Consider the following 26,043-nt stretch of genomic DNA (forward strand, 5'->3'; position numbering starts at 1 on the left):
CCTTGAGCTACTCTTGAGATCGTGAATCTTCTCGCGCAAACGTCGGGTACCCTCGCCAACGTCGCCGCCGTCCTGCTCGGCACCGCTCTCGGCCTCGCCCTCGGCGGACGGCTCAGCGAGAAAACGCAGCGCACCTTGCTGCAAACGCTGGGCCTCGTCACGCTGTACATCGGACTCGGCATGGCGTCCGACCTCGGCAAGGTCAAGGCGGGCGTGGTCCCAGGAGTCATCCTCGCGCTCGTCACGCTCGCGCTCGGAGCGATCATCGGCGAGGCGCTGGGCGTCGAGGAGCGCCTCGCCGACCTCGGCGAGAATCTCAAAAAGCGCTTTCGAGGCGGCGGGCGCTTCACGGAAGGCTTCGTGGCCGCCAGCCTGCTGTTCTGCGTCGGCCCCATGACCATCATCGGCAGCTTGCAAAACGGTTTGACGCTCGATCCGCAAACGCTGCTCGTGAAATCGACGCTCGACGGCATCGCCTCGCTCGCCCTCGCGGGTGTGTACGGCATCGGCGTGGGCTTCTCGGCGCTCGTCATCTTGCTGCTTCAAGGCGGCATTTCCCTCGCCGCCGGCGGCCTCGCGGCAAGCTTGCCCGACCCGGCGTCCAATCCCTACATCTTGATGGTCTCGGGAGCGGGCGGACTCATCATCGTCGGAATCAGCGTGAACCTGCTGCTCGCCGGTCTCGCCCTCGAGGATCGGCGCGTGCGCGTCGGAAGCATGCTGCCCGCGCTGCTCGTCGCGCCGCTCGCACTGTGGATCGTGAGTCTCTTCTGACGCTTCCCGTATAATCCTCCCCATGATCGACGCGGCCCAGATGCAGCACCTGATGAAGCTCGCGAGGCTCGACCTCACGCCCGAAGAAGCTCAGCGGATGCAAGGCGACCTCAACAAGATCCTCGGTTACTTCGAGAAGCTCGGAGAGCTCGACACCGACGGAGTCGAGGAGATGCAGCGGCCTGTCGCGTTGGAGAACGTGCTGCGCGAAGACGTGCCGACGTCGATGTTCACGTCGAGCGAAGCGTTGTCGCTCGCCGTCGAGACGCAAGACGGCTTCTTCAAGGTGCCGCGAACGGTGGAGCAGTAATGCTGGACCTCAAGTTCATTCGCGAACATCCGGACGTCGTGCGAAGCGCCATCGAAGTCAAACGCGTCGAGCTCGACCTCGACGAGTTACTGCGCGTCGACGCCGAGCTCGTCGCGTTGCGCCAACGGCAAGAGGCGTTGCTGGCCGACCGCAACGCGAACGCCAAGCTCGTTCCGAAGGCCAGCCCCGACGAGAAGGCCGCGCTCATTCACAAGGGCAAGGACCTCGGCGAACAGATCAAGGCCAACGAACCGGCGATTCGCGCGCACGAAGATCACTTGAAAGTACTGCTGCTGCAAGTGCCCCAAATTCCCGACGACCGCGCCCCGATTGGGACGTCGGACGAGGAGAACGTCGAGCTGCGCCGCCACGGGGAACTGCCGACCTTCGGCTTCCAACCCAAGGACCACGTGCAACTGCTGGAAATGCACGGCTGGGCGGACTTCGAGCGTGTTGCGAAAGTGTCCGGGAGCCGTTCGTACCTTCTCAAAGGCGACGCCGCCCGCTTGGAACTGGCGGTCCTCATGTACGCCCTCGACTTTCTCGCCGACCGCGGCTTCACGCCCCTTTCCACCACGGCCCTCGTGCGGCCCGAGACGCTCGTCGCCACCGGCCACTTCCCGGGCGGCGAGGACCAGGTGTACAAGCTCGAAGGCGAAGAGCTGATGCTCGCCGGAACGGCCGAAGTGCCCATCAACTCGTTGTACGCGGGCGAAATCTTGAGCGGCGACGACCTGCCGCTCACCTTCGCGGGATTCTCGGGCGCGTTTCGCAGCGAGGCGGGCAGCGCGGGCCGCGATGTGCGCGGCCTCATGCGCGTTCACGAATTCAAGAAGGTCGAGCAGTATGTCCTGTGCAAGGAAGAGGACGCCTGGGGTTGGTTCGACGCGATGTTGGAGAACGCGGAGATGATGCTGCGCGCCCTTGGCCTTCCCTACCGCGTGCTCGCCAACTGCACGGGAGACATGGGGCGCGGCAAGGTGTACATGAACGACGTCGAGTGCTGGGTGCCGAGCGAAGGCAAGTACCGTGAAACGCACTCGTGCTCGTACCTCGGCGATTGGCAGGCGAGGCGCACGGGCTTGCGTTACCGAGACGCGGACGGCAAGGTGAAGTTCGCGCACACCCTCAACAACACGGGCCTCGCCGTGCCTCGCGTGCTCGTGCCGCTCTTGGAAGTTCACCAGCAAGCGGACGGGCGCATCTTCGTTCCCGAAGCGCTGCGGCCGTACCTGCGCGGCCGCGAATACCTCGGCTGAGCGCGCCGCGTGGCTGACAGCAAGTTGCCGAGCGCCTTCCTGGCACGCGTGGAAGGCCAGCTCGGCGACGACTTCGCGGCATTCTGCGCCGCCCTGGAACGAGGAGAACGCGCGGCGGGCCTCCGCGTCAATCCTCTCAAATCCGCGCGGTTGCCTTTCGGCGCCCTGGACGCCGTGCCGTGGGAACCCAGCGGCTTCTACGTCCCGCCCGACGTGCGCCCCGGCGCTCACCCGCTGCACTGGGCGGGCGCCTACTACGTTCAGGAACCGAGCGCGATGGCGGTCGCACGAATCGTGGATCCGGCGCCGGGAGAGCGGGTCCTCGACCTCGCGGCGGCGCCCGGCGGCAAGACGACGCACCTCGCCGCCCTCATGAACGGCGCAGGCCTCGTCGTCGCGAACGAGGTGACGCCTTCGAGGGTCGGCAAGCTTTTGGAAAACGTCGAACGGTGGGGCGTGCCGATCGTCGTGACCAACGAGAGCGTCGAGAAGCTCGCGCGCGCATGGCCCGAAGGCTTCGACCGCGTCCTGCTCGACGCTCCGTGCAGCGGCGAAGGCATGTTCCGCAAAGACGACGAGGCCGTCCGCACGTGGACACCCAGAAGGCCAGCGCAACTCGCTTCCTTGCAACGCGACCTCTTGAGAAGCGCCGCCGAGCTCGTGCGCTCTGGAGGCGTGCTCGTGTACTCGACGTGCACCTTCTCGCGAGAAGAAAACGAGGGCGTGATCGAGGACTTCTTGAAGCGCCACGTCGGCTGGAAACTCGAGGACGCCGCCCTGCACTCCGACTTCGACGTCGTGATGGGCGCGGCCGTGAGGTTGTGGCCGCACCGCGTTCGAGGCGAAGGCCACTTCGTCGCGAAGCTCAGAGCGCCTGGAAACGAGGACGCCGAACGTCACGCGGGCGATCTTCAAGCGGCGAGCCGAGCGGTTCGGCGAACGTGGGACGCCTTCGCGAGCCAGCACGGAACGAGCGACGTTCCCGGCACGATCATCGAGCGAAGCGGCCACTTGTACGCCGTGAGCGAGGACGCCCCCGACTTCACCGGCGTGAAAGTTCGCGCGCCCGGCTTGTACCTCGGCGAAGTCAAAGGCGAGCGCTTCCTTCCGGCGCGCGCCCTCGCCCAATGGCACGCCCTCGCAGCGACGAGCACCCTTTCCTTCGACGCCGACGTCCACCGCACCGTCCTGTCCTCGCTCGACCGAGGCGAAGCGGTGAGCTTCGACGCGCCCGAGGGCTGGCACGTGGCGACCGTGCAAGACCTAGGGCTCACGTGGGTGCAGTCGAAGAAGGGCGCGCTCCGACCTACGAAAGCGCGGTGGTAGGCGCCACGAGTTCGACCAAGGTCATCACGCCGTACCCCGTTCCGCCGCTCGGACCGAGGTCGTGCTCGCCCTCGGCGAACGCGCAGCCCGCGATGTCGAGGTGCGCCCAAGGCTTCGTGACGAACTCTCGCAAGAAGAGCGCCGCCTTGATGGCGCCGCCGCTGGGCTTGAGATCGGAATTCTTGAGGTCGGCGGGCCCTTTCTTGTAACCCTTGAGGTACGCCGAGTGTAGCGGCATCGGCCACATGCCTTCGTCGGCGCGGGCGGCGGCTTCCCGCAACTCGAACTCCACGGCGGCGTCGGACGTGAAGAGAGCCGCGAGGTCGTCGCCGAGCGCGACGACTTTCGCGCCCGTGAGCGTGGCGAGATCCACCACGAGGTCCGCGCCTTCGTCGCACGCGATCGTGAGGGCGTCGGCGAGCGTGAGCCGACCCTCGGCGTCCGTGTTCGTCACCTCGACCGTTTTGCCGTTCGCCGCGCGGAAGACGTCACCGGGCCGCATGGCCGCTCCGGAGATGGCGTTGTCGCAGGCGGGCAGATAAGCGCGCACCTCCACGTCGGGCTTCAGCAGGGCGAGAGCGCGCATCGCGCCGAGCACGGCCGCGCCGCCGCCCATGTCGCACTTCATGGTCGCCATTCCGGCAGACGTCTTGATGCTGTAACCGCCCGTGTCGAACATGACGCTCTTGCCGACGAGCGCGATCACGCGCGTGGCATGTTGCGGTTTGTACGTCAACTGGATGAACTGCGGCTCGTGCGCGCTTCCCTCGTTCACGGCGAGGAACAAGCGCATGCCGCGCACCTCGCACTCGGCCCTGCCCCACACTTCGAGCTCCAAGCCGAACTCGTCGGCGAGCTTGTGGGCTTCGCGCGTGAAGTCCTTCGGGGTGAGATCGTTCAAGGGGCGGTTGACGAGGTCGCGCGCGAGGTTCACGCCGCTCGCGACGGCCACGATTCGCTCGGCGAGCTCGTCCGTGAGGCCGCCGACGCTCACGGACGAGAGGACGGGGGCATCGTCCGACTTGAACTTCGTGAAGCGGTACGCGCCGAGCGTCACGCCGATGGCGAAGGCAGGCGCGAACTCCGGGTTGAATTCGTCGGTACTCACCGAGGTCGCGCGCACGTCCTTGGCGAGGCGCGCGATCTTCACGCCGAGCGCCCGGGCCGCCGAAACGTCGAGAGGCGGCAACGCCAGGGCGACGTCGCGCGATTCACCTCGCACCAGCGTCACCTCCCCGTCTTTGAGGGTCGTCGCGACGCGCGCGGCGGCAGGGTCGAGAGAGGCGTCTTCCGTGACGAGCGTCAGGTGCAAGTCCGCCGGAGCGGAATCACTTCGAAGTTGCATGGCGTGACCTTACCACGACCGAGCCCGGCTTCTGTCTTCATCGGCCCCGACGGCGTCGGCCGACCGCGTGGCGAGTCGGCCGTCTCTCGTGAACGCCTCAATCCGCCGCCGCGTCCGCCAATTCCCGCGAGAGGTCGTCCACGTAGCTTTCCAGCCATCCCGGCAGCCCGAGCGCCGAGCAACTCACGCGGTGCGTCGCGTGATCTGCGAGGCATTCGTGGCTGCCGACTTGCACGGCGACCGAGGCGACCTTGAACATCGCCAAGTCGTTGTCGGAGTCTCCGAAGACGACGGTGTGCGCCATGTCGACGCCGAAGTGCGCGGCGATTTCGGCGAGCGCGGTGCCCTTGTCCGCCCCGTCGGGCGTGACGGTGATGAAGCTCTCGTAAGGCGCGAGACCGCCCGTGAGATTGACGCCGCCGACGGCGAGAATCGCGTCCTCGAAGCGCCTCGCCTTCTCCAGCGTGAAGCTCATCTGCGAAATCGGCGTGGTCCCGACCTCGTCGATGTGCTTCATCGCGCGGCCTTGCAGCCACGCGGGTTGGATGCCGTCGGTGTCCCGCACGAAGATCGTGTCGTCCGAGTAAGCCCAAAGACGCGCCTCGGGAGGCAAGGCCGCGTTCACGCTTCGCACCTGCTCGGGCGTGAGGGCGTGGCGAGCGATCTCCGTCTCCCCCACTTGCACGACGCCGCCGTTGCTCGTGGCGATCGCGTCAGGCTGAATGCCCTCCAAGACGTCCTCGGGCACCCGAGCTCGTCCCGTGATCACGGCGATCTTGCAGCCGTGCTCCTTGAGTTTGGAGATGACGTCGGCGCTTCGGCGCGGCACCGTCTTGTCGTGGTCGAGGAGAGTTCCGTCGAGGTCGAAGGCGATCAAGCGCATGGCTGCGATTTTGACACGTGTGGTGTCCCCCGAGGGTGACAAGCCTACCCCTCTGCTCGTCGTTCGCGGGCGTCGAGGATCAAGCGGCGATCAAAGAGGCGCGTTGTCCTCGAAGTTCGGCGGTCGCTTCTCGCGCAGGCTCGCCAAGCCTTCCTTGACGTCGGGACCGGTGAAGCCGAGGAATTCGAGGGCGAGGCTCGCGTCGAACGTCGGGCCCATCATCCGAAGCCAGTTGTTGAGGGCGTACTTCGTCCAGCGAACGGCGGTCGGCGAGCTTCGCGCGAGCTTGCGGGCGACGTCGAAGGCGCGCTCGACGAGGTCGGCGTCGTCGACGCACAGGCTCACGAGCCCGATCCGTTCGGCTTCCTCGCCGCCGAGAGGTTCGTTGAGCAGCAGGTAGTACTTCGCCTTGTTCAAGCCGCACAGCAACGGCCATATGATGGCGGCGTGATCTCCGGCGGCGACGCCGAGGCGGGTGTGCCCGTCGAGAATGCGCGCCGACTTGGCGGCGATCGAGACGTCGGCGAGCAGGGCGACGGCGAGTCCCGCTCCCACGCACGGACCGTGAATGGCGCTCACGATCGGCTTCGAGCAGTTGACGACGTTGTACACGAGGTCGCGCGCTTCCTTCCACACCCTCGTGAGGGTGTGGAAGTCGCTCGCCATGCTTTCGATGAGCTCGAAGTCGCCGCCGCTGGAAAAGCCGCGTCCTTCGCCGCGAATCACCACGGCTTTCACCGTGTCGGACGCGTCGATGTCGCGCCACACGTACGCGAGTTCGCGGTGCGTCTTGTGATCGGCGGAGTTGAGGGTCTTGTCGTTGCGCAACACGATTTCTAGGACGCCGTCGCCGTGCAAGGTGAGGTGCAGCGTCTCGAACGCGGAAAGGTTCATGCCTTCAGGGTAGCGTCTCAAGCGGGACGGTCGGGTTGCAGGGCCTGCCAGCGCAACAGGGCGGCGCGACCTCGATCCAGACGCGGTTGATTCGCGGCGAACTGCACTCTCGGACCGCTCGGGGCGAGGGCGCGCAGCGCGTCGAGGGCGGCGACGGAGCTTAGGGGCGTCCCCTTGCCGAAGCGTCCCTTGAGGGCGTCGACGGCGTCGCGCGCCTTTTGCGACTTCACGCCCGCCGCGTGCTCGAGATCGGCGAGAAAGTCGCGCGGATCTTGCGGCTCGGACAAGTGCAGGCAGCCCTGGTAGTAGTAGGGAGTCGTGAACAAGGAGCGGCGCAGGAGTTCGACGGCCGCGTCGTAGTTCGAGTGCCGCTCGTCGTCGCAGCGAGGACGGGAGACGCGTTGCACGTCGATGAGGCCCGAGCGCCGCGCTGCGCTTCGCACGTCGTTCACCGCGCCGGGATCGGCGAGCAGCGACGGAAAGTCGAGGCGGCGGGTCCGGGCGGCCTTGACTGCCAAACCCGCCGCCTCCCCGAGGTTCATCTGCAAGGGGGCCACGCGCGCGGAGAACGCGGCGGCGGCATCGAAGCTCGCCGCTTGCGACACCACGAGGACGTTTCGCAAGTTGTTCGGCACGAGGGTCGAGAACGGCACCTCGTACGGAGCGGGCTCACCGAGAAGGTAGGGCGTCTCGAAGGGAAGGTACGCTTGACCGTCGAGAGGGTAGCCGCCCAGGGCGACGCCGTCGGGAAAGGTGCGCCCGTACAAGACGTCGTCGGCGTGCAGCCGCGTCACGCCGACGAGGTGACGGCTTTCGCGGACATACAGCTCGGGAGCGACACCCGCCATCCGCGACTGCGCGAACACGTTCGGCAAGGACTTCTTGAGGTACGTCACGACGCGCCTCGCCTCGTCCTGCCCTTCACGCCACGCTCGCTGTCTCGACGCGGCGCTCGTTCCGTCCACGCCGAAGATCAGCAGGGCGTTCACGAGAAGGCTGCCGTCGTCTTGCCGCGCCGCGTTGAAGCCGCGCAAGCGAAAGCGCGTGGGATCGCTGGCGCGGTATCCCTTCGCGGTGGGCCACAGGCCCACGATCGAGCGCCCGAAGACGCCCGCGCCGTTGCCGAGTTCCTTGTGCTCGCGCGCGAGTTCCGCCTTCAGGGCGTCGAAGTCCACGTTCGACACTTTGAAGACGAGGGTGCTCGCCATTTGCGCGTCGTCGATGTGGGTGTCGCCGCGTCCGACAGTGAAGTTCGCGCCAGCTTGCGCGGCGAACTCGGCGGTGTCGGTCGCGTCCACGAAGTACGGCGCGGAGGCCGTCCAAAAGGCGACCGGTCCCGCGAAAGTCGCGGTGCTCACCGTTCCGTCCTCCTTGTCGAGGTTCGCGAGGCGGGTGTTGAACGTCACGTTCACGGTGCCGGGCAGCATCGCGTCGAGCGTGCGCTGCGCGACGGAAAGGTCGAAGGAGTTGTCGTGGCCGAGCTCGCGGTAGAACTTGCGAAAGAGCCCGCCTTGCAAGACGCTGCCCGTCCCGTCGGTCGTGACGTCGAGCGTCGCGAGCCAGCTGCGTGTCAGCACGCCTCCGAGGCCCGGTCCGGGCTCGACGAGCAGCACGTTCAACCCTTCACGAGCGGCGGCGGCGGCGGTCGTGACGCCTTGAGGAGTGCCGCCGTACACGACGAGGTCGTACTTCGCGGACGCGGCGTCCGCCCCCGACACGGCGAGCGTGACGGCGAGAACGGCGAGTCGAAGGCGGGCGGGAAACGAAGACGAGTACCTCATGCGCGACGAGCGTTATAGCGTGTTCTCGACGTGGAGCGTGTCACGAAGTCACGGTGTGGCGCCGCCGTGAGGAGACCGGACGAGCGTGAGAGAGGGCGGGCGCTTTGGCGCCCGCCCTCTTCGCGCCGAGGTTTATCGCGCGCCGAAGAAGTCGCTGTCCTGCGGTTTCGCGCCGCTCTCCACCCAGGCGCGCAGTTGCGACCAAGCGTTCAGGTGCTGCTCGGGCGTGAACTCGCAGTGACGAGGTTGCAGCGCGTTGACGGTCGGGACGATTTGCTGCGCGAGGTTGGCGAGGTTGCCGGCCGCCGTGACCGTCTGACGGTAGGCGAGTTCGTGCGCGACGGGCACGAGCGGGTCGACGGAGTTGTGAACGGAGAGCACCTTCGTCTTGAAGGCGCCTTTGGGGGTGTACCAGTCTTCGAGGCGGGTCTTGGCGGCGGCGTTCGCGTCGAAGCGCTCGACGCCCGCGTTGAGCCCCGTACGGACCGCTTCGGGCAACGCCGCGCCGTACGTCTTGCCGTTGTTGCCGTAGCCGTTGCCGCCCGTCGTTTGAAAGAGGTCGGCGAGGCCGTAGGCGGCGCCTCCGAGCGCCGTCGCGAAGGACACGGGATCGGCGGCGAACGCGGTCGAAGCGGCGATCGCCCCGACGAGATTGCGCGCCGTGGCGTCGCCTCCGGCGGCGTCCGTGAAGAGGGCGCGAACCGAAGCCACGACGGCCTGCTCGGTGAAGGCCGAGTTCGGGGTGAAGATGGCGCCCGCGCCCGGCAGGGCGTACTTCGTGCCCTTCGTGAAAGAGTCGTAGACGACGCGGAAGTCCGTGAGGTACTCGGTTTCTCGCGACCATCCGCCGACGACTCCGCACAGCGGCAGCGCGCCGACGAACTCGTTGGGGTAGAGCTCCACGAGACCCACGACGATGTTGCCGCCCATGGAGTGCCCGATGGTGTACGCTTTGCGCGCGCCGACGCGGTCGAGGAAGCGCTTGAGCGCGATCGTGCGCTGGATGCCGCTTTGCACGGCGTAGCCGGTCTTGTCGTACACGGACGTGGCGACGGCGAAGCCTTGCGAGACGATCGTGTCGACGACCGGCCCGAGCGAGGTCAGCGTCGCGTTGGGATCGGGCTCCGTTTGATCGGGGCGGACGTAGCCGTGGCTGTACAGGACCGACGTGCCGTTCCAGTCGCGCGGAATACGCGCGGCGAAGCGAGCGCCGTTCAAGATGCCCGAAACTTGCAAGGTGCCGTTGGCGGCCGTCGCGAAGTTCAAGTTCTCGACGCCGCCGAGGCGCGCGGCGAGTTGGATCGCTCCTTGAGCGCCTCGCCCGACCGAGGTGGAGTTGTCGGCGGTCGTGGACGACTGGGCGGTGGCGGGAGCGAGAAGCAGGGCGGCGGTCAGCAGGACTTTACGCATTCGAAGCCTTTCCGGGCGAACGCCCGTTCGAGTTGAAGTGTCGAGCTCACTGTAGCTCACATTCGAGACAGGCGGTCCATGAACTCGCACGCGAAGCGAACTCCCGCGCCGAAGTCGGCGACGCGAACGTTCTCGTTGGGGGCGTGCACGCGACCGCCGAGGTTGCCGATTCCGGCCGCGACGACGGGCACGCCCACGTGCTCCACGAACGGATGCATGGGGCCGCTTCCGCCCGACGACGGATGCAAGACGGGCTCTTGGCCGTGAACTTCGCGCGCCACGTCGACGGCGAGACGCACGAAGGGGTGCGAGAGGTCCGAGCGCGAGGGGTGCTCGTGCGATTCGAGTTCGACGATCTCGATGTCGTCCAGCCCTCGCGCGTCGAGGTGGGCTCGCAACAACGCCACGATCTTCTCGGGATCCTGGTTCGGCACGAGGCGGAAGTCGAGCTTCGCGAAGCCGTAGGCGGGCAGCACGGTCTTCGAGCCTTGTCCCTCGTAGCCTCCGTGAACGCCGTTGATGTTGAGGACGGGCTCCAGCGCGAGGCGACGGTAGAATTCCGCGCCACTCGCGCCGCCCAGGAAGCCTTGGATGCCGTACGTCTCCTCGAGGCTGGCGCTCTCGTCGGGAATGGTGGCGACCGCGTCGAGGTCGGCTTGCGACGCAGAACGTACGTCGTCGTAAAAGCCGGGAATGGTGACGCGGCCCGAGTCGTCGCGCAAGCTGGCGAGGGCCTTGGAGAGGCGGTAGAGGGGATTGTCCACGACGGCGCCGAACTGAGAGTGAAGGTCGGACTCGGCCACGCGGCAGCGCAGCTCAAGGCAGGTGATGCCTTTGAGGCCCGCGTACAAGACGGGCCTTCCAGCAGGGTCGATCGAGCCGAATTCCCACCAGCAGCCGTCGGCGGTCAGTTCCGAGGCATGGTCGCGCACGAAGTCGGCCAACGAGGGACTGCCGACTTCCTCCTCGCCTTCGATGAGCCACTTCACCTTCAGGGGCAACGTGCCGCCATGACGCGCTTTGAGGGCGCGCAACCCGGCGAGGCGCGAAATCAACTCGCCCTTGTCGTCGGAAGCGCCGCGTCCGTAGAGACGACCGTCGCGCTCGGTCAGTTCGAAGGGCGGCGAGTCCCAAAGCTCGCTCGGCGTTTCGGGCTGCACGTCGTAGTGGTTGTAGATCAGCAGGGTACGCGGTCCCTCGCCCGCCTCGGCGAGCAGAACCGGCGCGACTTTTCCGTCGTAGCGGCGCACGGTGAAGCCCTCGGCTTCCAGCAGACGCGTCACGGCGTCGGCCGTTTCGGGCAGCATGCGGCCTTGGGCGCTCACGGACTCCAAGCGGACGAGGGTGGCGAGGTCACGCCGGCCGCCCTCCACGAACGAGGTGAAATCGAATTGTTCGGTCGTCACGCGCCGAGCTTACCGCAATCGGCGAGGAAGACAAGCCGCGCGAGCCGGGCGCGCGGTTTGTTAGACTTCCCCGCATGGATTCGGCCTCGACCTTCGGCACCGTCCTCATCGCGGGTGTCGGCTTGATCGGCGGAAGCGTCGCGTTGCGCATGAAGAACTTGCTGCTCGCGCGCAAGGTGATCGGGCTCGACGCGTCCTCGCAAGTCCTCAACAACGCGATCGCCCTCGGCGTCATCGACGAGGCGCGCCTCGACGTCGGCGAGTGGCTGAGCGAGGTGGACCTCGTCGTGCTGAGCGCGCCCGTGTCGGCCTTGCCGGATCTCGGGCGGACGATCGCTGGCTTCACCCGTCCCGACACGCTGTTCACGGACGTCGGAAGCGTGAAAAGCCCGATCGCCGAGGCGTTGTCGCACGTTCCGAACTTCGTGCCCGGTCATCCCATGGCGGGCAGCGAGCGTGGCGGGGTGGAGCACGCGACGGGACTGATGTTGCAAAACGCCGTGTGGGTGCTCACGCCGACGGACGACACGAGCCTCACCGCGCTCTCGAAAGTGCGCGCCCTCGTGGAGGCGCTCGGCGCGGCCCCGATCGTGATGCCGCCCGACGCGCACGACGCGCTCGTCGCAACGATCAGCCACTTGCCGTACGTGGCGTCGTTGGCGCTCACGCACATGGTCGCGCGTGACGAGCGCCTCGCGCTGCTCGCCGCCGGGGGCTTCCGTGACCTCACGCGCGTCGCGAGCGGCGATCCGCGCATGAGCCGCGACATGGTCGTGGAGAACAAGAACGCCTTGCGGCAAGCCCTTCGGCGCTTTCGGCGCGAGCTGGAGCGCTTGGAAGCGCAACTCGAAGTTCCCGAGGAGTTGCTGGAGGCCGCGCGGGAAAGCAAGCGCACGCGCGACTCTCTGCCGATCGTCCGCCGGACCATCCTGCCGCCGCGTCAAGACCTTATCGTGGCCGTCGAGGACAAGCCGGGCGAACTCGGGCGCATCACGCAGATCGTGGGCTTCGCGGGCATCAACATCAAGGACATCGAAGTGCTCGCCATTCGGGAGCAGGGCGGCTCGGTCCGGCTCGGCTTGGAAACGCCGGACGACGTCGAGCGCGCGCGAAGCTTGCTGGAAGCGGAAGGCTACGTCACGAGAAGCCGCGTCTAGAGCGGCAAGTTGTACGTGTAGAATCCCTCGTCGCGCGTCCAGCCGTTCGCTTCGTACAAAGCTTGCGCGCCGAGGTTGTCGACGGCGGTGGACAAGGTGAGGCGGGCGACGCCCGTTTCCGCCGCGTGCTGCCTCGCGCGCTGCAGCAAGGCCTGCCCGACCCCTCTACGTCGTCCGAGCGGCGCGACGAAGAGGTCGTTGAGAATCCAGATTCGGCGCATCCCGACGGACGTGAACGACGGGTAGAGCTGCGTGAAGCCCAGCGGCACGCGCTCGTCGAGGGCCAAGAAGATCACCGACTCTTTGTTTTCCAAACGCTCGGCGAGAAACGCGCGCGCACCGCCGAGATCGCTCGCCTGACCGTAGAACTGTCGGTAGCCGTCGAACAGCGGCGCGAGAAGATCGAGGTGGGACGGGTCGGCACGCAGAACGTGGAGGGAAGTCATGTCGAGCAGTGTACCCACGAAACGACGAGAGGGCGGACTTGAAGTCCGCCCCGTTCGCGCCGCCCGAGCAAACGACCTCTGTCGAGGGTCGAAGTTCAGGGGTACAACGGCAAGCCCGTGGGTTTCGGCGTGAATGCGAGCCGGTTGGCTTCGATGAACGTCGTTTGCGGACTGCTCGGCGCGCTCGTGATCTTCGCGAGGTTCGCCATGACGGCCGTGCCGCTCGACGCGAGATCCGCCGGAGTGAAGCGCACGAGACTCGACAAGCACGACACCCACAAGTTCCCGCTCCAGTCGAAGGCGGGGCCTGTCAACTCGCACGGATAAGTCGCCGGGATTTGGATGTTGACGGTCGGCGTTTGCGTGCCGCCCGACGCGAGCTGCGAGGGCGTGAACTTCATCAAGGTGTCACTGAACGCGTTGGTGACGAAGGCGTTGCCCGCCGCGTCGAAGGCGAGGCCCCTGGGCGTATTGAAGGCGGGAGACGCGGCCGTGAGTGTCGTCGACGCGGGGAGGGCGACGCTGCTCGTGGGAAGGGGCGCGGCGAAGCGCACGAGGCTTCCCGTTTCGTTCACGACCCACAAGTTAGCGGCGGCGTCGAACGCGAGCGCGCGCGGCGTGGACAGACTTCCACCGCTCGAAGACAGAACGACGCTCGGCGTGAGGGTTTGCGCGGTCGAGCACGAGAGGGCGCCGGCGTTGAACTTCACGACCGTGTCGTTCGCGCCGTTCGCCACCCAGAGGTTTCCGCTCGGATCGAACGCGATGTCCCACGGAGAGGACAAGGCGGGCGACGTGATGGTGCCGTTCGGACCGGTGGTGTACACGCCGCTCAAATTCGCCGCTTGAAAGCAGGCGATGGAGTTCTGCTCGCGGCTCATCCACAAGTTGCCCGCCGCGTCGAATGCGAGTCCTTGCGTTCCGTTGCCCGGCGCGTTCGTGAGGCGGTGGTTCGGCGTGACCGCCCCGCCGGGCGCGGCGGTGGGAAGTTGAGCGAGATCGAAGCCCACGCCGTACAAGCTCACGAGCGAGCCCACCCACAAGCGCTGGGTGGTGGGCGTGACGACGTCGGACGTGACGCATCCTTGGTCGTTTTGCGCGTTCGAATCGCCGGGAGCGCCGACGGCCGCGCAATTGCGGATTTGTCCGGGAGGAGGAGTGCCGGGCACGATCGGCGCGACGTTCACGGTCATCGTGGCGGTCAAGGTCCCGCCCATCGGAAGCGGGGACGTCAAGGTGAGGGTGCACGTGACGCTCGTGGCGCCCGTGCACACCCACGGAGGCGTGATGGACGCGAACGTGAGGCCCGCGACGAGGTTGTCGGTGATGGTGAGGACGGTCCCGGCGGGCACGAAGCCCGGACCGAGGTTCGTGATCGTGAACGTGTACGCGCCCGTCATGCCGGCCGTGAGAGGATGGGCGACGGTCTTCGCGAGGATCAGATCGTACTTTTGCGGAGCTTGCACGACGTCGGTGCCGATGCAGCTTCGGTCGTTCTGGACGTTCGTGTCGCCGGGCGTGGAGATGGTGGCGCAGTTCTGCACGACGCCCGTGACGCTCGCGGCGACGTTCACGGTCATGGTGCCGCTTTGGGTGCCGCTCGCTGGCAAGGCGCTCGTGAGGGTGAGGCCACAAGTGACGCTCGTGGTTCCGGTGCACACCCACGGGTTGGTCATGGATCCGAACGTCAATCCGGCGGGCAAGTTGTCCGTCAAGGTGATGGTCGTTCCGGCGGGAACGGGCGACGGCCCCAAGTTCGCGACGGTGAACGTGTAGGTGCCCGTTCCACCAGCCGTCAAGGCGCCGCCGGCGGTCTTCTGAAGCTTCAAGTCGAAACCGGGCGGCGGGCCGGCGCTCACCGAGTTCGTGACGCACGCGTTGTTGTTGGCGTTGTTCTGGTCTCCGAACGGCACGACGAGCCGCGCGCAGTTCTTCACGGTCGGTCCCAAGACGGCCGGACCCGCAACCGAGACCGTGAAAGCCGCCGAGACGCTCGCGGACGGCGCGAGCGGGCCGGGACGCGTACACACGACGTTGGCGGGTCCGACGGCGCCCACGGGAGCGCACGTCCACGGTGACGAGACTCCCGTGAACGTCATCCCGGCCGGAATGGCGTCCACGAAGCCGATCGTCCCGCCGTAAGTGTTCGGACCGTTGTTCGTGACCGTGATGGTGTACGTGGCAGGTTGGCCGTACAGGAGGTTCGGCGTGGGACTGGCCAGGACCTTCTGCACGGCGAGATCCGTGTTGAGCGGCGGCGGACTTCCGCTGCAAGCGGCGAGCAACGCGGTGGCCAGCATCGGTACGACGGAACGCGAACACCATCGAATCATGGGGTGCCTCCTGCCGCGAGACGACGCAACACGATGGAGCGACGAATGCAGTGTACGGAGGCGGACTGACAGAAAGCTGACAACGGGGTCTCGGCCAAGGCCCTCACGGGACCTTGGCCGAGACCCTGTCGGATTCAGCGACCGTGTCGCTCGGTCAGCGCGCGCAAGTCGCGGGCGAGGTCGTCGCTGAACATGTCGGGCGTCGCGCGCCACGTCCAGTTGTGGTCTCCCAGCGTCCCGGGAAGGTTCATGCGGGCGTCCGTCCCGAGGTTCAGGAGGTCTTGCAGCGTCGTGACAGCGAGGACGCAGCGCGTGCCCCACGCGAGTTCCGTGAGGCGCCAGCCGAAGTTGTGCTGAGACGCGTCGGGGAGGTACCGCGTGACGTGACGCTGTTCGGCCTCGCTCGCTTGGCGCCACCAGCCCAAGCTCGTGTCGTTGTCGTGCGTTCCGGGGTACACGACTTGGTTTTCACGCAAGTTCTCGGGCAAGAAGGCGTTCTTCTCCCAGTCGTTGCCGCCGAACGCGAACTGCAAGACGGCCATGCCGGGAAAGTGAAAGTCGTCGCGCAATTTTTCCACGTCGGGCGTGACGACTCCGAGGTCCTCGGCGATGATGGGAAGATCGTCGCCGAGGGCTTTTTGGACGGCTTCGAACAACTCGTGGCCCGGCGCCGGAACCCACTGACCCTTCATGGCGTTCTCGGCGGGAAACGGAATCTCCCAGTACGCGGCGAAGCCACGGAAATGGTCGATGCGGATGACGTCGTACAGTTTGAGGCTTCCTTTGAAGCGGCGAATCCACCACTCGAAGCCTTCGGCCTTCATCTTGTCCCAGCGGTACAGCGGATTGCCCCAGAGTTGACCGGTTGCGCTGAAGTAGTCGGGCGGTACGCCCGCGACGACCGTTGGTTGGCCTTGCTCGTCGAAGTGGAACTGCTGCGGCTCGCTCCACGCGTCGGCGGAGTCCATCGCGACGAAGATCGGGATGTCGCCGATGATCTGGATGTCCTTTTCGTGGGCGTAGGCGCGGAGGCGCTTCCATTGACGGAAAAACAGGAACTGCTCGAAGATCACTCGGTCGATTTCACTCGCGAGCAGGTCCGACCAGCGAGCGAGCGCCTCGGGTTGACGCGTGCGGATGTCGTGCTCCCACGAGTTCCACGGCGCGCCGTCGTGCGCGTTCTTGAGGGCCATGAACAAGGCGAAGTCCACGAGCCAGCCCGCTTCTTCGTCGCGAAACTGCGCGAGTTCGGCGGCGAGGTGCGCCCCCGCGCCGCCCCGGTAGTTTTCGAAGGCGCGTGTGAGAATCGCGCGGCGCCACACGTACTGCTGCCCGAAATCGACTTTCGTCTCCGAGAATGGAGGCGCTTCCGCGAGGTCCGTCTCGAACAGCACGCCTTCTTTCACGAGATCGTCGAGGCTGATGAGGTAGGGATTGCCCGCGAAAGCGCTGAAGGACTGGTACGGCGAGTCGCCGTACCCCGTGGGGCCGAGCGGCATGACTTGCCAGTATTTCTGTCCGGCCGACGCGAGCCAATCCACCGTGCGGTAGGCGTGCTCGTTGAACTCGCCGATGCCGTACGCGCCGGGCAGCGAGGTGAAGTGCAGCAGGACGCCGCTGGATCGTGAGAGAGCCATATCGCAGGGATTGTACCAGGTCGTACGGCTTCGCACGACGAGCGTTCGCTCAGTAACCCTTGTCCCTGCTGACCTCGTTTTCGAGCGGCAAGCCGCGCGTGAATCGCTCCAAGAACGACCGCGTGAACTCGGCGCCGCGCTCGGCAAGATCGTTCGTGGCGGCGGCGACGTGAGGCGTCAGAACGACGTTCGGCAAGGTCCACAGAGGTGACGTCTCCGGCAGCGGTTCGGGCGTCGTGACGTCGAGAAGGGCGAGGCCGATTCGGCGAGATTCCAAGGCGGCGACGAGGTCGTCTTGCACGACCAGCTCGCCGCGCCCCAAGTTCGCGAACCAAGCGCTCGGCTTGAGGCGAGCGAGGACGTCCGCGTTCACGAGACCGCGCGTCTTCTCCGTGAGGGGCACCAGCAGCACGAGGACGTCGGCGGTCCTCAGCGCCTCGTCGAGTTGCTCGCGCGTCGCCGAGGACCGCAGGCCCGTGACGTTCGCGCCGAGCGGGGCCAGCATCGCTTCGAGCGAGCGGCCGATCGTCCCGTGGCCCCAGATGACGACGTGCTTGCCGCGCAAGGTGGTGAGGCCGCCGCCGACGTTGCCGCCGCTGAAGATGCCGCTTCTGGCCCAAGTGCGCTCGCGCTGGAAGTCGCGCGCGGCGTGCAGACCGCGCGCGCCCGCCAGCAGCAACGCGAGCGCGTGCTGCGCGACCGCCTCGGCGTGCAGTTGGGACGCGTTGAACAAGCGCAAGTGCGGCGGAAAGTCGGGCAGGATGTTGTCGACGCCTGCCGTGAGGGTCAGCGCCCAGCGCAAGCTCGGCAAGGTCAGGGCGTGCTCGCGTACGAAGCGCGGAAAACCCCACGTCACGAGGCCGTCCGCGTCGGGAAGATCGGAGTCGGCGTTGTACTGAAGAAGTTCGACGTCGGGCAGCGACAGGGCCGAGAACTCTGAGGGAATCAAGACTCGCACGAGGACGTTCTTATCACGAATCACTCGCGTTCGTGCGGCGAGCCCGTCTCGCCAAGCGCTTCTTCGCGCCGCGCCCGCCACTCGTCGCGCGTGACGCGCATCAAGACGTCGGTGTGGTCCTTGCCGGGCTCGCGTCCCACTTCTCGAAAGCCGACGGCGCCGAAGGCGCGCTGCGCACGCTTGTTGTGCGAGAAGGTTCGTAGGCGCACGATCCACAGCGGATCGGATCTGAGTTCGAACGCCCACAGCAGCACGGCTTCCAAGGCTTCGCGCCCGTAGCCTTTGCCCCACAAGGCGCGCTCGCCGATCATGATGCCGAGGGTCGCTTCGCGCGGCACGGCGGGCGGCGCGGGTCTAAGCTCGTACAATTCCACCGAGCCGATGAAGCGCCCGTGCTCCTCGAAGATGCCGAAGCCGAACCGCTCGCCGCCGCGCTCCTCGTCCAGCATCACCCGCACGAACACCCACTCGGGAAGCTTGATGGGCTTCGCGCCGTTCCAGTCGGCGAGTTCACGGTCGCGAAAGTACGCGTAGAACTTCCGCCATTCCTCTGGCAGAAGGTCCGTGAGCGGTTGGAGGGTCACGCGGCCCCATGACGCGGCGGCACTCATCGTCGCGCGGTCATTGTAGCCCAGCCGAGAGGGCCGAGGAGCACACTCGCCATGGATCCCGCCTCACGGCAAAGCGGGATCCACCCACACGGTCTTCTGCTGCGTGTAGTGCACGCTGCCCGCAGGAGCGCCGCGCGGCTTCCACACGTTCTTCTTGCGGGTGTAGTCCACGGCAACGTTTCCGCTGCCCGACGCCTTGGAGTAATGCGCGGCGAGCGCGGCGGCCATGAGGATGTCGGGCACGGCGAGGTCCTTGCCGATCGTACGCACGATGACGTGTGAGCCCGGATAGCCTTGCACGTGAAACCAGAAATCGGTGGAGCGAGCGACTTTGTGCGTCAACAAATCGTTTTCCTTGTTGTTGCGTCCGACGAGCACCTCGAAGCCGCTCGGCGAGGTGTAGCGTGCGCCGACGGCCGGCTTGTCGCCCTTGGCTTCCACGAGGTCCGCCCTCATGAGCTCGAGTTCCCCGAGCCCCGCCGTGTCGAGCCTCGCGAGGCTCGCGTCGAGCTCCGTGAGTTCCGCTCGCAAGGCGGGCTCGCGCAGCGCGAGCCGCTCGAACACCTCCTCTCGGCGCCGAGCGCGGGCATACAGCTTCTCGGCGTTCTGAACGGCCGAGAGGGCCGGATCGAGGGGCACGCTCGCTTCTCCTTCTCCGTTGAAGTCGGGCAGGCTCGCCGAAACCGCGCCAGGTTCGACGAGGTGCGAGTAAGCCATCAGCAAGTCCGCTTGCGTTCGCTCGCCTTGCGCCGTCTCGTAAGCCCCGAGGGCCCGTTCGACGTCGCCTAGTTGATTGAGCAGCAGCGTACGGCGCTTGGCGAGCGGTTCGCGCAGCGCCTTGCGCAGCACGTCGGCCTTGTCGGCCCGCACCGCCTCGCGCATGCCCTCCGAGAGGTCGCCTTCGCGCGGCGTGGGATCGTCCACGAGCGACCGCAGCGCCTCGAAGGCGCGCGGCCACGCGTCACCCGGCGGCGTCGACACCGGCACCCTTGCTCGACGGGCGAGTTCCGCCGAGAGCGTGAGGCCAAGCCCGTCGATGTGCTCACGCCACTTTCCGATCGGCGTGTCCGCGAGCGATCTCGCCTCGTCCGGCGTGATCGTGCGCGGATCGAGCTTCTCGTACGGCGGCGGCGGAGTGTACACGCCGCCCGTTCGAACCGAACGAAAACGGTTGCGCGCATTCGTGATCTCGCGCGCCGCCGCAACGATCCGTCCCTCGAATCCATCGCCCGCTTCGAGCAGCAACACGTTCGCGTTGCGGCCCGTCAACTCGAACACGAGGCGAATCGGGGCGACGTCCACGAAGCCGCGTTCGCCCGAGAAGGTCAGCAGGGCCACGCGGTCGAGCTTGAGTTGCTCGGCGCTGACAAGGTCGCCGCGCGCTCGGTTGGCAAGCGTGCGCTGAAAGGCATTTTTAGGGTCGCCCGCGAGGCGCTCGCGCGACAGGTACAAGCCGGGTTGCGGAGGGCGGTAGCTCAGCACGAGGTTCGTCGTGCCGTCGAGAAGCAGGGCCGCCGTGGTTTCGTCCGGAAACACCCAGCCCAGGCCTCGCGCGGGCAGGATGGCGCGAACGTCGAGCAGCGCGCGGGCGAGCAGCAAACCTTCCATTCAGGCGCCTCGAGGAGGCGAAGGGCGAAACGGGGCGGCATGAAACGACATGCCGCCCATTCTAGCCGCGTCCGCTCCGCGCGTCAGACGCGCACGAACTCGTCGACGCTGAGAACGAACATCACTGCGCCGCCCACGGGCACCTCCACGGGCTCGTTCACGAACGACTCCGCCTGCTCGCCGACCGGCATGCCGGGCGTCACGAGGCGGGTTCGAGAGCGACAGGCGAGCGCCACGATGCGCTTGAGTTCCGGCATGCGTTCGTCGCCCACGCCGATCATGAGGGTGGTGTTGCCTTCTCGCAAAAACCCTCCGGTCGAGGCGAGCTTCGTAACTTCGAACGCATTTTCGCTGAGGGCGCGAATGAGTCCCACGGCGTCGGCGTCCTGAATGACGGCCAAAACGAGCTTCATGGGGAAAGTGTAACAGGAGAGCGAGAAGAAGGGCGACCTCTCGAGAAGGTCGCCCGATCATGACCAAAAATCTTACTCGTCGCCTGCCTTGATTCCTCTCGCCACGATGTTCGACACTTTGATTTCGAAGGGAGCGCCGGAAGACGACACGCCGAGGAACGTGATGTCGAGAGAACGGCTGACGGAGCGGTCGTTCGCGACGACCAAATTGCCGAGCCCGCTCGCGAGGCCGAGGTCGATGGGCGCCGACGGAAGCCCGTTGGCAGGACGCGTCGAGGCGTCGGTGATCGGGCACGACTGGGTCGCGTTCACGCCCGTGCACGTGAAGCCCGAGGGAACGAAGACGTTTTGCTTGAGAACCGTCGTCGGGGGATCTTGCGTGACGTCGTCGCCGTCGACGACGTCACGATCGATGCGGTAGCCGGTGATGTACCCGCCTTGCGAGCCGGGCCGAGCCGAGAACACGAACGTCGCGGGTCCCGCGTCGCCAATCGTCCACGTCGTCTTCTCGGGAGCCGTCTCCGTGGCGGGCGTGACGGTTTTCGTGGCGACTTGCGTGGCAGTCGCGTCCGTGGTCGAGACGCCGACATTGACGTTCGGTTGAAGTTGGTACTGACCGCAACTGGCCAATAGGGCCGTCAAGCCGACGGCAGCGACGAAATTCTTCATAAGGTATCCTCCATCTCGAGTTTCAGGTGAGGGTTCAGGATGTAAAAGGCGAGGCGCTTCATGCCCGCGAGGAAATCCACGTTCTCGACGATCACGCCTTGCCATTCGTCGCTGACGTCCGCGCCGCCTTCGCGCTCGATTGTGCGCGGCGCGATGACGACCGGCGCGAAGTTCAAAATGCCTTTGATTCCCGCGTTGACGAGGGCTTGCGCGGCGTCCTGCGCTTTTTCGGGCGGCACGGCGAGAAAGCCCATGTCGACGCGGCGACGCTTGCCGTCGACCGGACTGGGCTGCGGATCGCTCTCGGCGAACTCGCGCACGAAATCTTGCAACTCGTCGAGGTGACGCACCTTGAGGCCGCGCACGTCCTTATCGACGATTCCTTCGGCGACATCGAAAAGTCCGACGTAGTTGAACGCGTAATCGGACGCGCCCGGGTAGTTGGCGATGGCCTCGCCGAGACGACCGATGCCGAGGATGACGACGTTCCAAGCTTGCGTGAGCCCGAGAACGCGCATGAGCTCTCGGCGCAAAAGCTTGACGGTATACCCCATGCCGCGTGTGCCGAAGCGTCCGAAGTACGCCAGGTCCTTTCGAACTTGAAAGGCGGTGTTGCCCGAGCGTTCGGCGAGTTCCGTGCTGGAAGTGCTGGCTTTGTGCTCCGCCTCCATCGCCTCGAGAATGCGAAGGTACGTGACGAGGCGGGAGATGGTCGCGCTCGGAATTCCTGACGTCATTTAGCGCACCCTGAAGAACTCGACGCCCGATTCCTGCAAGCGGCGCTCGGCCGCGAGAAGGTCGGGGCCGTTGAAAGGCCCGACGAGCACGCGAGCGCGCACGTTCGGAGGAGCGTTCACGGTCGGCGAGAAGCCGAGGTCACGCAAGCGATTCACGAGTGGGGTCGCGTTCTCCTGACGATCGAAAGCCCCGACTTGCAAATACGTCGGACCGCTGGGAGCGGGCGAGGAAGTCGCGGAAGGAGTCGAGGACGCGGGCGAAGCGCCGGAGGTCGAAGGCTCGGCCGAGGCCTCGGAGGCCGTGGTCGACGCGGGCGCGGGGGAAGCAGACGAGTCGTTCGTGGCCGTCGACGCGGGCGGCGGCGTGGAGCCTGCCACGGGCGCGTACACGGCGATGTTCGAGTACGCGCGCCGCACGTCGGCGGCGGCGCGCGCCGCGGTGCCCGCGTCGGCGAAAGGACCGATCTGCGCGACCACGCCGCTGGAAACGGGAATGAAGTGAACGGTGTATCCGAGGGCGGCGATGGCCTTCGTGCGTTCGGCGGCCATCGCCTCGTTGGAAAAGACTCCCGCCGTGATTCGGTACTCGGAGCGCAGCGGCGTGCCGACGCGGCTCGTGGGCACCGCGCCGCCCGCTGCCGGAGTCGCGACCGGAGTCGCAGCCGGGGCGGCGGGCGCTTCAGGCGTTTCGGTCTTCTCCGAGGAATCGGCCGGCAGAGGCACCACGGCTTCGGGCGTCGCGGTCGACTCGTCGGGCTTGGGTTGCGCCGTCGCGGTCGACTCGGTCGGCTTGGGTTCGGGCGCGGGCGTCGCCGACTCGGTGGGCTTGGCTTCGGGGGTCGGGGGCAACGCCGCGGGTTCGTCCGAGGTTTCGCTTCGATCGGCGACCGCGCCTTGAGCCGGGATGGTGGGAACTTCGGTCGTCGCCTGAGGAGTCGACGGCTCGGCCGTCGTCTGGGTCGTCTGCGTCGGCGCGGCCGAGGTCGCCTCGGGCGCGTTCGTCGGAGTCGACGAGGTGGTCTCAGTCGTCTCGGTCGTCGCGGCGGCTTCCGTGTCGCTCGGTGCGGCCAAAGGCGGCGCTTCCGTGCTGGGCGAGTCCGTGGCCGCCGGAGACGAATCGGGCGCCGCAGGAATGGCGGCGGATTCGGTCGTCGCCGGAGTCTCCGCCGGGACCGACTCGGTGGTCGGCTCCGTCGCGGGCGTAGCGGACGCGGTCGCGGTGGGCCTCGACGCTTCGGTGTTCGACCGACTGCCGAGCAGCACGACGCCGAATCCGGCGAGCAGCGCAAGAATCAGCAGTGAAATGACGAGATCGGGCCAATGTCGGCGCAGGAACGTCAACGCAGTTCTCCTCTGGCTTTCTGGTATCCGAGGTCCGCGGACGCCTGGAAGGCCGCACGGGCGTCCGTCGTGCGGCCTTGCGCGCGAATCGCCCATCCGAGGTTGTACCAAGCTTCGGCGTTCTTCGGATCGTCGGTCACGACGCCGCGCAGGGTCGCCTCTGCTTGCGGGTATTGACCGGCGGCGAGTTGCGCGGCTCCGAGGTTAGAGCGGTTCACGAGGTTCGGCGCTGTGTTCACGCTGATCTGAAAGGCCGCGACGGCGTCGTTGAAGTTCTTCAAGGCGAATTCGCTGAGGCCCAGCCAAAGCATGGATTCCGCGTCCACCTTCGTCTGCACGGCCGACATGAGGTCGTCGCGCGCGGACGCGAAACGCCCCAAGCGATACGCGGCGACGCCCGACACGAAATTCGCGCGCGCGACGAGCGCGGCGTCCTTCGCGCCGATTCGGGCGAGTTGGGCGTTGACGAACGCGTCGCTGAATTGCCCGGCGGCGAGTTGTACGGTCGCGAGGTTGAGGCGATAAGAGACGTTCTTGTCGTCGGCCTTGACGGCGCCTTGCCAAGCGGCGAGCGCTCCCTTGATGTCGCCGTTGGCGAAGGTCAGTTCGCCGAGGCGCGTCCAAGCGTCGGAGTTCTTCGCATCGAGTTGCGCGGCCGCCTGGAGAGACGAAACCGCGTCCGCCGTTTGCTTCAACGTCAATTGCAAGGCGGCGCGGCGAACGAACAGGCGCGCGCGGCTCGCGTCCGGCAAGGCGGGTACGATCGCTTTGTTGAGCTCGCGAAGCGCGCGGTCGGGGAGGCCTTGGGCTTCGAAGATGTCGGCGATCAGGAAGCCGGCGGCCTCGTTGGCGGGCGTGCGGCGCAAGGCTTCGAACACGAGCGGCAAGGCGTCCTCGCCTTTGCCGGAGCGGAAGGTCGCCGTGGCGAGCGCGAGGCGGACGTCGTTGTCGTCGGGCGTCAACGCGAGTTGCTCGGCGAGGGTGCTGGCGAGGCCCACGAAGTCGCCCCGCCGATTCTGCTCGCCCGCGACGGCGCGCAGAATCGGCACGACGGCGTCGTTCGAGGCTTTACCGCGCGCGAGATCCAGGGCGCTTCGGTAGTTCTTAAGCGCCTCGTCGTATTGCCCGGCGCGCTGTTCCACGACGCCGAGGTTGAAGTACCCTTCGAAGCGGCTGGGGTCGAGGCGGATGAGTTGATTGAACTCGAAGCGGGCGCCGGGCAGATCGTTCAAGGCGTACAGCGTCAAGCCGAGCCCGAAGTGCGCTTCGGAAGAGTCGTAACGCAGGGCGACGAGTTGCTCGAACAGTGCGCGAGCAGAACGGTAGTCCTTGGCGGACAACGCCGCTTGCGCCCGCGTCAGCAGCGCTTGCTGCTCCGACGTCAAAGGTGCGGCGGCTTGTTGAGAAGCGGAGGCGGGCGGCGTTTGAGGCGCGGTTTGCGCGAAGGCATGTCCGAAAATGAAAGTGCCCGCGACGAGCAGCGACGTGACAAGAACGTGAGCGTGAAGTCGACGCGCAGGCGGGCCTTCTCCAAGCTGCCGCGAATCCGTGCGTGCGAGAAGTTTCTGAGACACTTGCTCCTCCTCGGGGAATATCGTGGCCCATGGTAGCACGCTTCACTTCTCTCACGAATGAAAAAAGCGACGTGGCGCGCATCGGTAGCGCGCCACGTCGCGGTCGTGAGGGGGTTATAGCAGTGCAATCAACGAGGCGTCGGGTCGATTGAGCGCCAATTGCCCGCAGGCCGCGCCCGCATCTCGACCGCGCGAGCGACGCACGCTCACCTCGACGCCACGTTCCTCCAGGCGGTCGTAGAAGGCTTGCAGCTGCTCCTCGGTGCTTTCCTCGAATCCGCTTCCGTTCCAGGGATTCATCGGAATGAGGTTCACGTGCGATACGAGGCCCGTGAGCAAGTCGGCGAGCAGATCCGCTTGCCACAAACGGTCGTTGACGCCGCGCAGCATCGCGTACTCGAACGTCACGCGCCGCCCCGTCACCGATTGGTACTCGCGCGCCGCCGCCATGATTTCGGCGATGGAGTTGGCGTGTCCGGTCGGAATGATGCGTTGGCGCGTCTCCTCGTCGGGTGCGTGCAGCGAAATGGCGAGCTTGAGACCCAAGTCGTCTTCTTTGGCGAGCTGGCGGATTTTTTTCGGCAGACCCACGGTCGAGAGGGTCACGCGGCGCTTGCTCATCCCGAGGGCGTGTTCGTGCAGCAAGATGCGCGAGGCCGTCATCACGTTGTCGTAGTTGAGCAGGGGCTCGCCCATGCCCATGAACACCAAGTTGCGAATCTCACGCGGCGACATGGCCTGGTGGCGAGCGACGGCCAGGACTTGGCCCACGATCTCGCCCGCCGTGAGGTTGCGCCCGAAGCCCATGGCGCCCGTCGCGCAAAAAGCGCACTTGGCAGGGCATCCCACCATGGTCGACACGCAAATCGTCTTGCGGTCGAGGTAAGGCATGTACACCGCCTCCATCTGCTTGAGGTCGGGCAAGGTGAACAGGTACTTCACCGAGCCGTCGGTCGACTCGACCGTCTCGAAGCTCAGAAAGGGATCGAGGGAGTACGTCTCGGCGAGCTCGGCGCGCAACTTCGCCGGAAGGTTGGTCATGTCGGAAAATTTGCTCACGCCGTGCTCGAACACCCACGACAGGAGTTGACGGCGGCGGTAGCCTTCCAGGGGATAAGCGTCAGGGTGCAAATCGAGCAACAGCATCAGACCAGTCTACAAGAAGGTGAAG

23 protein-coding genes are annotated in these 26,043 nt (G+C 66.5%); 5 read left to right on the forward strand and 18 right to left on the reverse strand.

The genetic code is table 11. From position 1 onward, the window contains the following. Positions 1-21 precede the first annotated feature (21 nt). From DES52_RS00805 to DES52_RS00820, 4 genes are read left to right on the forward strand one after another with little or no spacing between them, the layout of a single operon-like run. The gene (locus DES52_RS00805; protein WP_110884856.1) at positions 22-774 is read left to right on the forward strand and encodes a DUF554 domain-containing protein; all 753 of its coding nucleotides are present in this window, start codon (positions 22-24) and stop codon (positions 772-774) included. 22 nt (positions 775-796) lie between these two features. Further along, the gene (gene gatC, locus DES52_RS00810) at positions 797-1,084 is read left to right on the forward strand and encodes an Asp-tRNA(Asn)/Glu-tRNA(Gln) amidotransferase subunit GatC (RefSeq protein WP_110884857.1); all 288 of its coding nucleotides are present in this window, start codon (positions 797-799) and stop codon (positions 1,082-1,084) included. Further along, entirely contained in the window at positions 1,084-2,343 is a 1,260-nt protein-coding gene (gene serS, locus DES52_RS00815; protein WP_110884858.1) for a serine--tRNA ligase, read from the forward strand. Before gatC ends, serS begins: the two co-directional genes overlap by 1 nt. Before the next feature lie 9 nt (positions 2,344-2,352). Next, positions 2,353-3,669, forward strand: coding sequence for an RsmF rRNA methyltransferase first C-terminal domain-containing protein (locus tag DES52_RS00820; RefSeq protein ID WP_110884859.1), 1,317 nt, complete (start codon positions 2,353-2,355; stop codon positions 3,667-3,669). On the opposite strand, the gene DES52_RS00825 is transcribed toward DES52_RS00820, so the two are convergent. From DES52_RS00825 to DES52_RS00850, 6 genes are all read right to left on the reverse strand, one after another. Beyond that, on the reverse strand, positions 3,650-5,014 hold the full coding sequence (locus DES52_RS00825) for a leucyl aminopeptidase family protein (RefSeq protein ID WP_110884860.1): 1,365 nt from the start codon (positions 5,012-5,014) through the stop codon (positions 3,650-3,652). The two genes, DES52_RS00820 and DES52_RS00825, sit on opposite strands and share 20 nt — an antisense overlap. A 97-nt stretch (positions 5,015-5,111) precedes the next feature. Continuing rightward, positions 5,112-5,897, reverse strand: a complete 786-nt coding sequence (locus DES52_RS00830) for an HAD family hydrolase (RefSeq protein ID WP_110884861.1) — start codon at positions 5,895-5,897, stop codon at positions 5,112-5,114. 90 nt (positions 5,898-5,987) lie between these two features. Then, positions 5,988-6,791, reverse strand: coding sequence for an enoyl-CoA hydratase/isomerase family protein (locus tag DES52_RS00835; RefSeq protein WP_110884862.1), 804 nt, complete (start codon positions 6,789-6,791; stop codon positions 5,988-5,990). Between the two features lie 17 nt (positions 6,792-6,808). Then, on the reverse strand, positions 6,809-8,572 hold the full coding sequence (locus DES52_RS00840; RefSeq protein ID WP_110884863.1) for an FAD-dependent oxidoreductase: 1,764 nt from the start codon (positions 8,570-8,572) through the stop codon (positions 6,809-6,811). A 132-nt stretch (positions 8,573-8,704) separates the two neighbouring features. Further along, the gene (locus tag DES52_RS00845; protein ID WP_110884864.1) at positions 8,705-9,982 is read right to left on the reverse strand and encodes an alpha/beta hydrolase family protein; all 1,278 of its coding nucleotides are present in this window, start codon (positions 9,980-9,982) and stop codon (positions 8,705-8,707) included. A gap of 56 nt (positions 9,983-10,038) precedes the next feature. Further along, positions 10,039-11,388 carry a M20/M25/M40 family metallo-hydrolase gene (locus DES52_RS00850; RefSeq protein ID WP_245900546.1) on the reverse strand — a complete coding sequence of 450 codons (1,350 nt, stop codon included), beginning with the start codon at positions 11,386-11,388 and terminating at the stop codon, positions 10,039-10,041. 74 nt (positions 11,389-11,462) lie between these two features. On the opposite strand from DES52_RS00850, the gene DES52_RS00855 reads away from it, so the two are divergent. Continuing rightward, complete coding sequence (locus tag DES52_RS00855; RefSeq protein ID WP_110884865.1) at positions 11,463-12,545, forward strand: prephenate dehydrogenase/arogenate dehydrogenase family protein; 1,083 nt, start codon at positions 11,463-11,465, stop codon at positions 12,543-12,545. On the opposite strand, the gene DES52_RS00860 is transcribed toward DES52_RS00855, so the two are convergent. The 12 genes from DES52_RS00860 to rlmN all read right to left on the reverse strand — a co-directional run bounded on the left by DES52_RS00860 (position 12,542) and on the right by rlmN (position 26,021). After that, positions 12,542-12,991, reverse strand: a complete 450-nt coding sequence (locus DES52_RS00860; protein WP_110885173.1) for a GNAT family N-acetyltransferase — start codon at positions 12,989-12,991, stop codon at positions 12,542-12,544. The genes DES52_RS00855 and DES52_RS00860 overlap by 4 nt on opposite strands. 95 nt (positions 12,992-13,086) lie before the next feature. Next, positions 13,087-15,324, reverse strand: a complete 2,238-nt coding sequence (locus tag DES52_RS00865; RefSeq protein ID WP_110884866.1) for a DUF11 domain-containing protein — start codon at positions 15,322-15,324, stop codon at positions 13,087-13,089. 134 nt (positions 15,325-15,458) lie between these two features. Next, on the reverse strand, positions 15,459-16,997 hold the full coding sequence (malQ, locus tag DES52_RS00870) for a 4-alpha-glucanotransferase (RefSeq protein WP_281268552.1): 1,539 nt from the start codon (positions 16,995-16,997) through the stop codon (positions 15,459-15,461). A gap of 13 nt (positions 16,998-17,010) precedes the next feature. Further along, positions 17,011-17,943, reverse strand: coding sequence for an NAD(P)-dependent oxidoreductase (locus tag DES52_RS00875; protein WP_245900548.1), 933 nt, complete (start codon positions 17,941-17,943; stop codon positions 17,011-17,013). Continuing rightward, on the reverse strand, positions 17,940-18,530 hold the full coding sequence (locus DES52_RS00880; protein WP_110884868.1) for a GNAT family N-acetyltransferase: 591 nt from the start codon (positions 18,528-18,530) through the stop codon (positions 17,940-17,942). Before DES52_RS00880 ends, DES52_RS00875 begins: the two co-directional genes overlap by 4 nt. A 63-nt stretch (positions 18,531-18,593) precedes the next feature. Next, a complete protein-coding gene (locus DES52_RS00885) occupies positions 18,594-20,138 on the reverse strand; it encodes an Rqc2 family fibronectin-binding protein (protein ID WP_110884869.1) in 1,545 nt (514 codons plus the stop codon). A gap of 83 nt (positions 20,139-20,221) precedes the next feature. Next, the gene (locus DES52_RS00890; RefSeq protein ID WP_110884870.1) at positions 20,222-20,551 is read right to left on the reverse strand and encodes a cyclic-di-AMP receptor; all 330 of its coding nucleotides are present in this window, start codon (positions 20,549-20,551) and stop codon (positions 20,222-20,224) included. A 72-nt stretch (positions 20,552-20,623) separates the two neighbouring features. Next, complete coding sequence (locus DES52_RS00895; protein ID WP_110884871.1) at positions 20,624-21,220, reverse strand: hypothetical protein; 597 nt, start codon at positions 21,218-21,220, stop codon at positions 20,624-20,626. Continuing rightward, positions 21,217-21,957, reverse strand: coding sequence for a redox-sensing transcriptional repressor Rex (locus DES52_RS00900; RefSeq protein WP_110884872.1), 741 nt, complete (start codon positions 21,955-21,957; stop codon positions 21,217-21,219). Before DES52_RS00900 ends, DES52_RS00895 begins: the two co-directional genes overlap by 4 nt. Next, entirely contained in the window at positions 21,958-23,298 is a 1,341-nt protein-coding gene (locus DES52_RS00905) for an SPOR domain-containing protein (RefSeq protein ID WP_110884873.1), read from the reverse strand. Then, positions 23,295-24,872 carry a tetratricopeptide repeat protein gene (locus DES52_RS00910; protein WP_170130827.1) on the reverse strand — a complete coding sequence of 526 codons (1,578 nt, stop codon included), beginning with the start codon at positions 24,870-24,872 and terminating at the stop codon, positions 23,295-23,297. Before DES52_RS00910 ends, DES52_RS00905 begins: the two co-directional genes overlap by 4 nt. Positions 24,873-24,986: 114 nt before the next feature. Then, entirely contained in the window at positions 24,987-26,021 is a 1,035-nt protein-coding gene (gene rlmN / locus DES52_RS00915; protein WP_110884875.1) for a dual-specificity RNA methyltransferase RlmN, read from the reverse strand. Positions 26,022-26,043: the final 22 nt, after the last annotated feature.

It is taken from the genome of Deinococcus yavapaiensis KR-236 (genome assembly GCF_003217515.1).
In the GTDB taxonomy this organism is placed as follows: domain Bacteria; phylum Deinococcota; class Deinococci; order Deinococcales; family Deinococcaceae; genus Deinococcus_A; species Deinococcus_A yavapaiensis.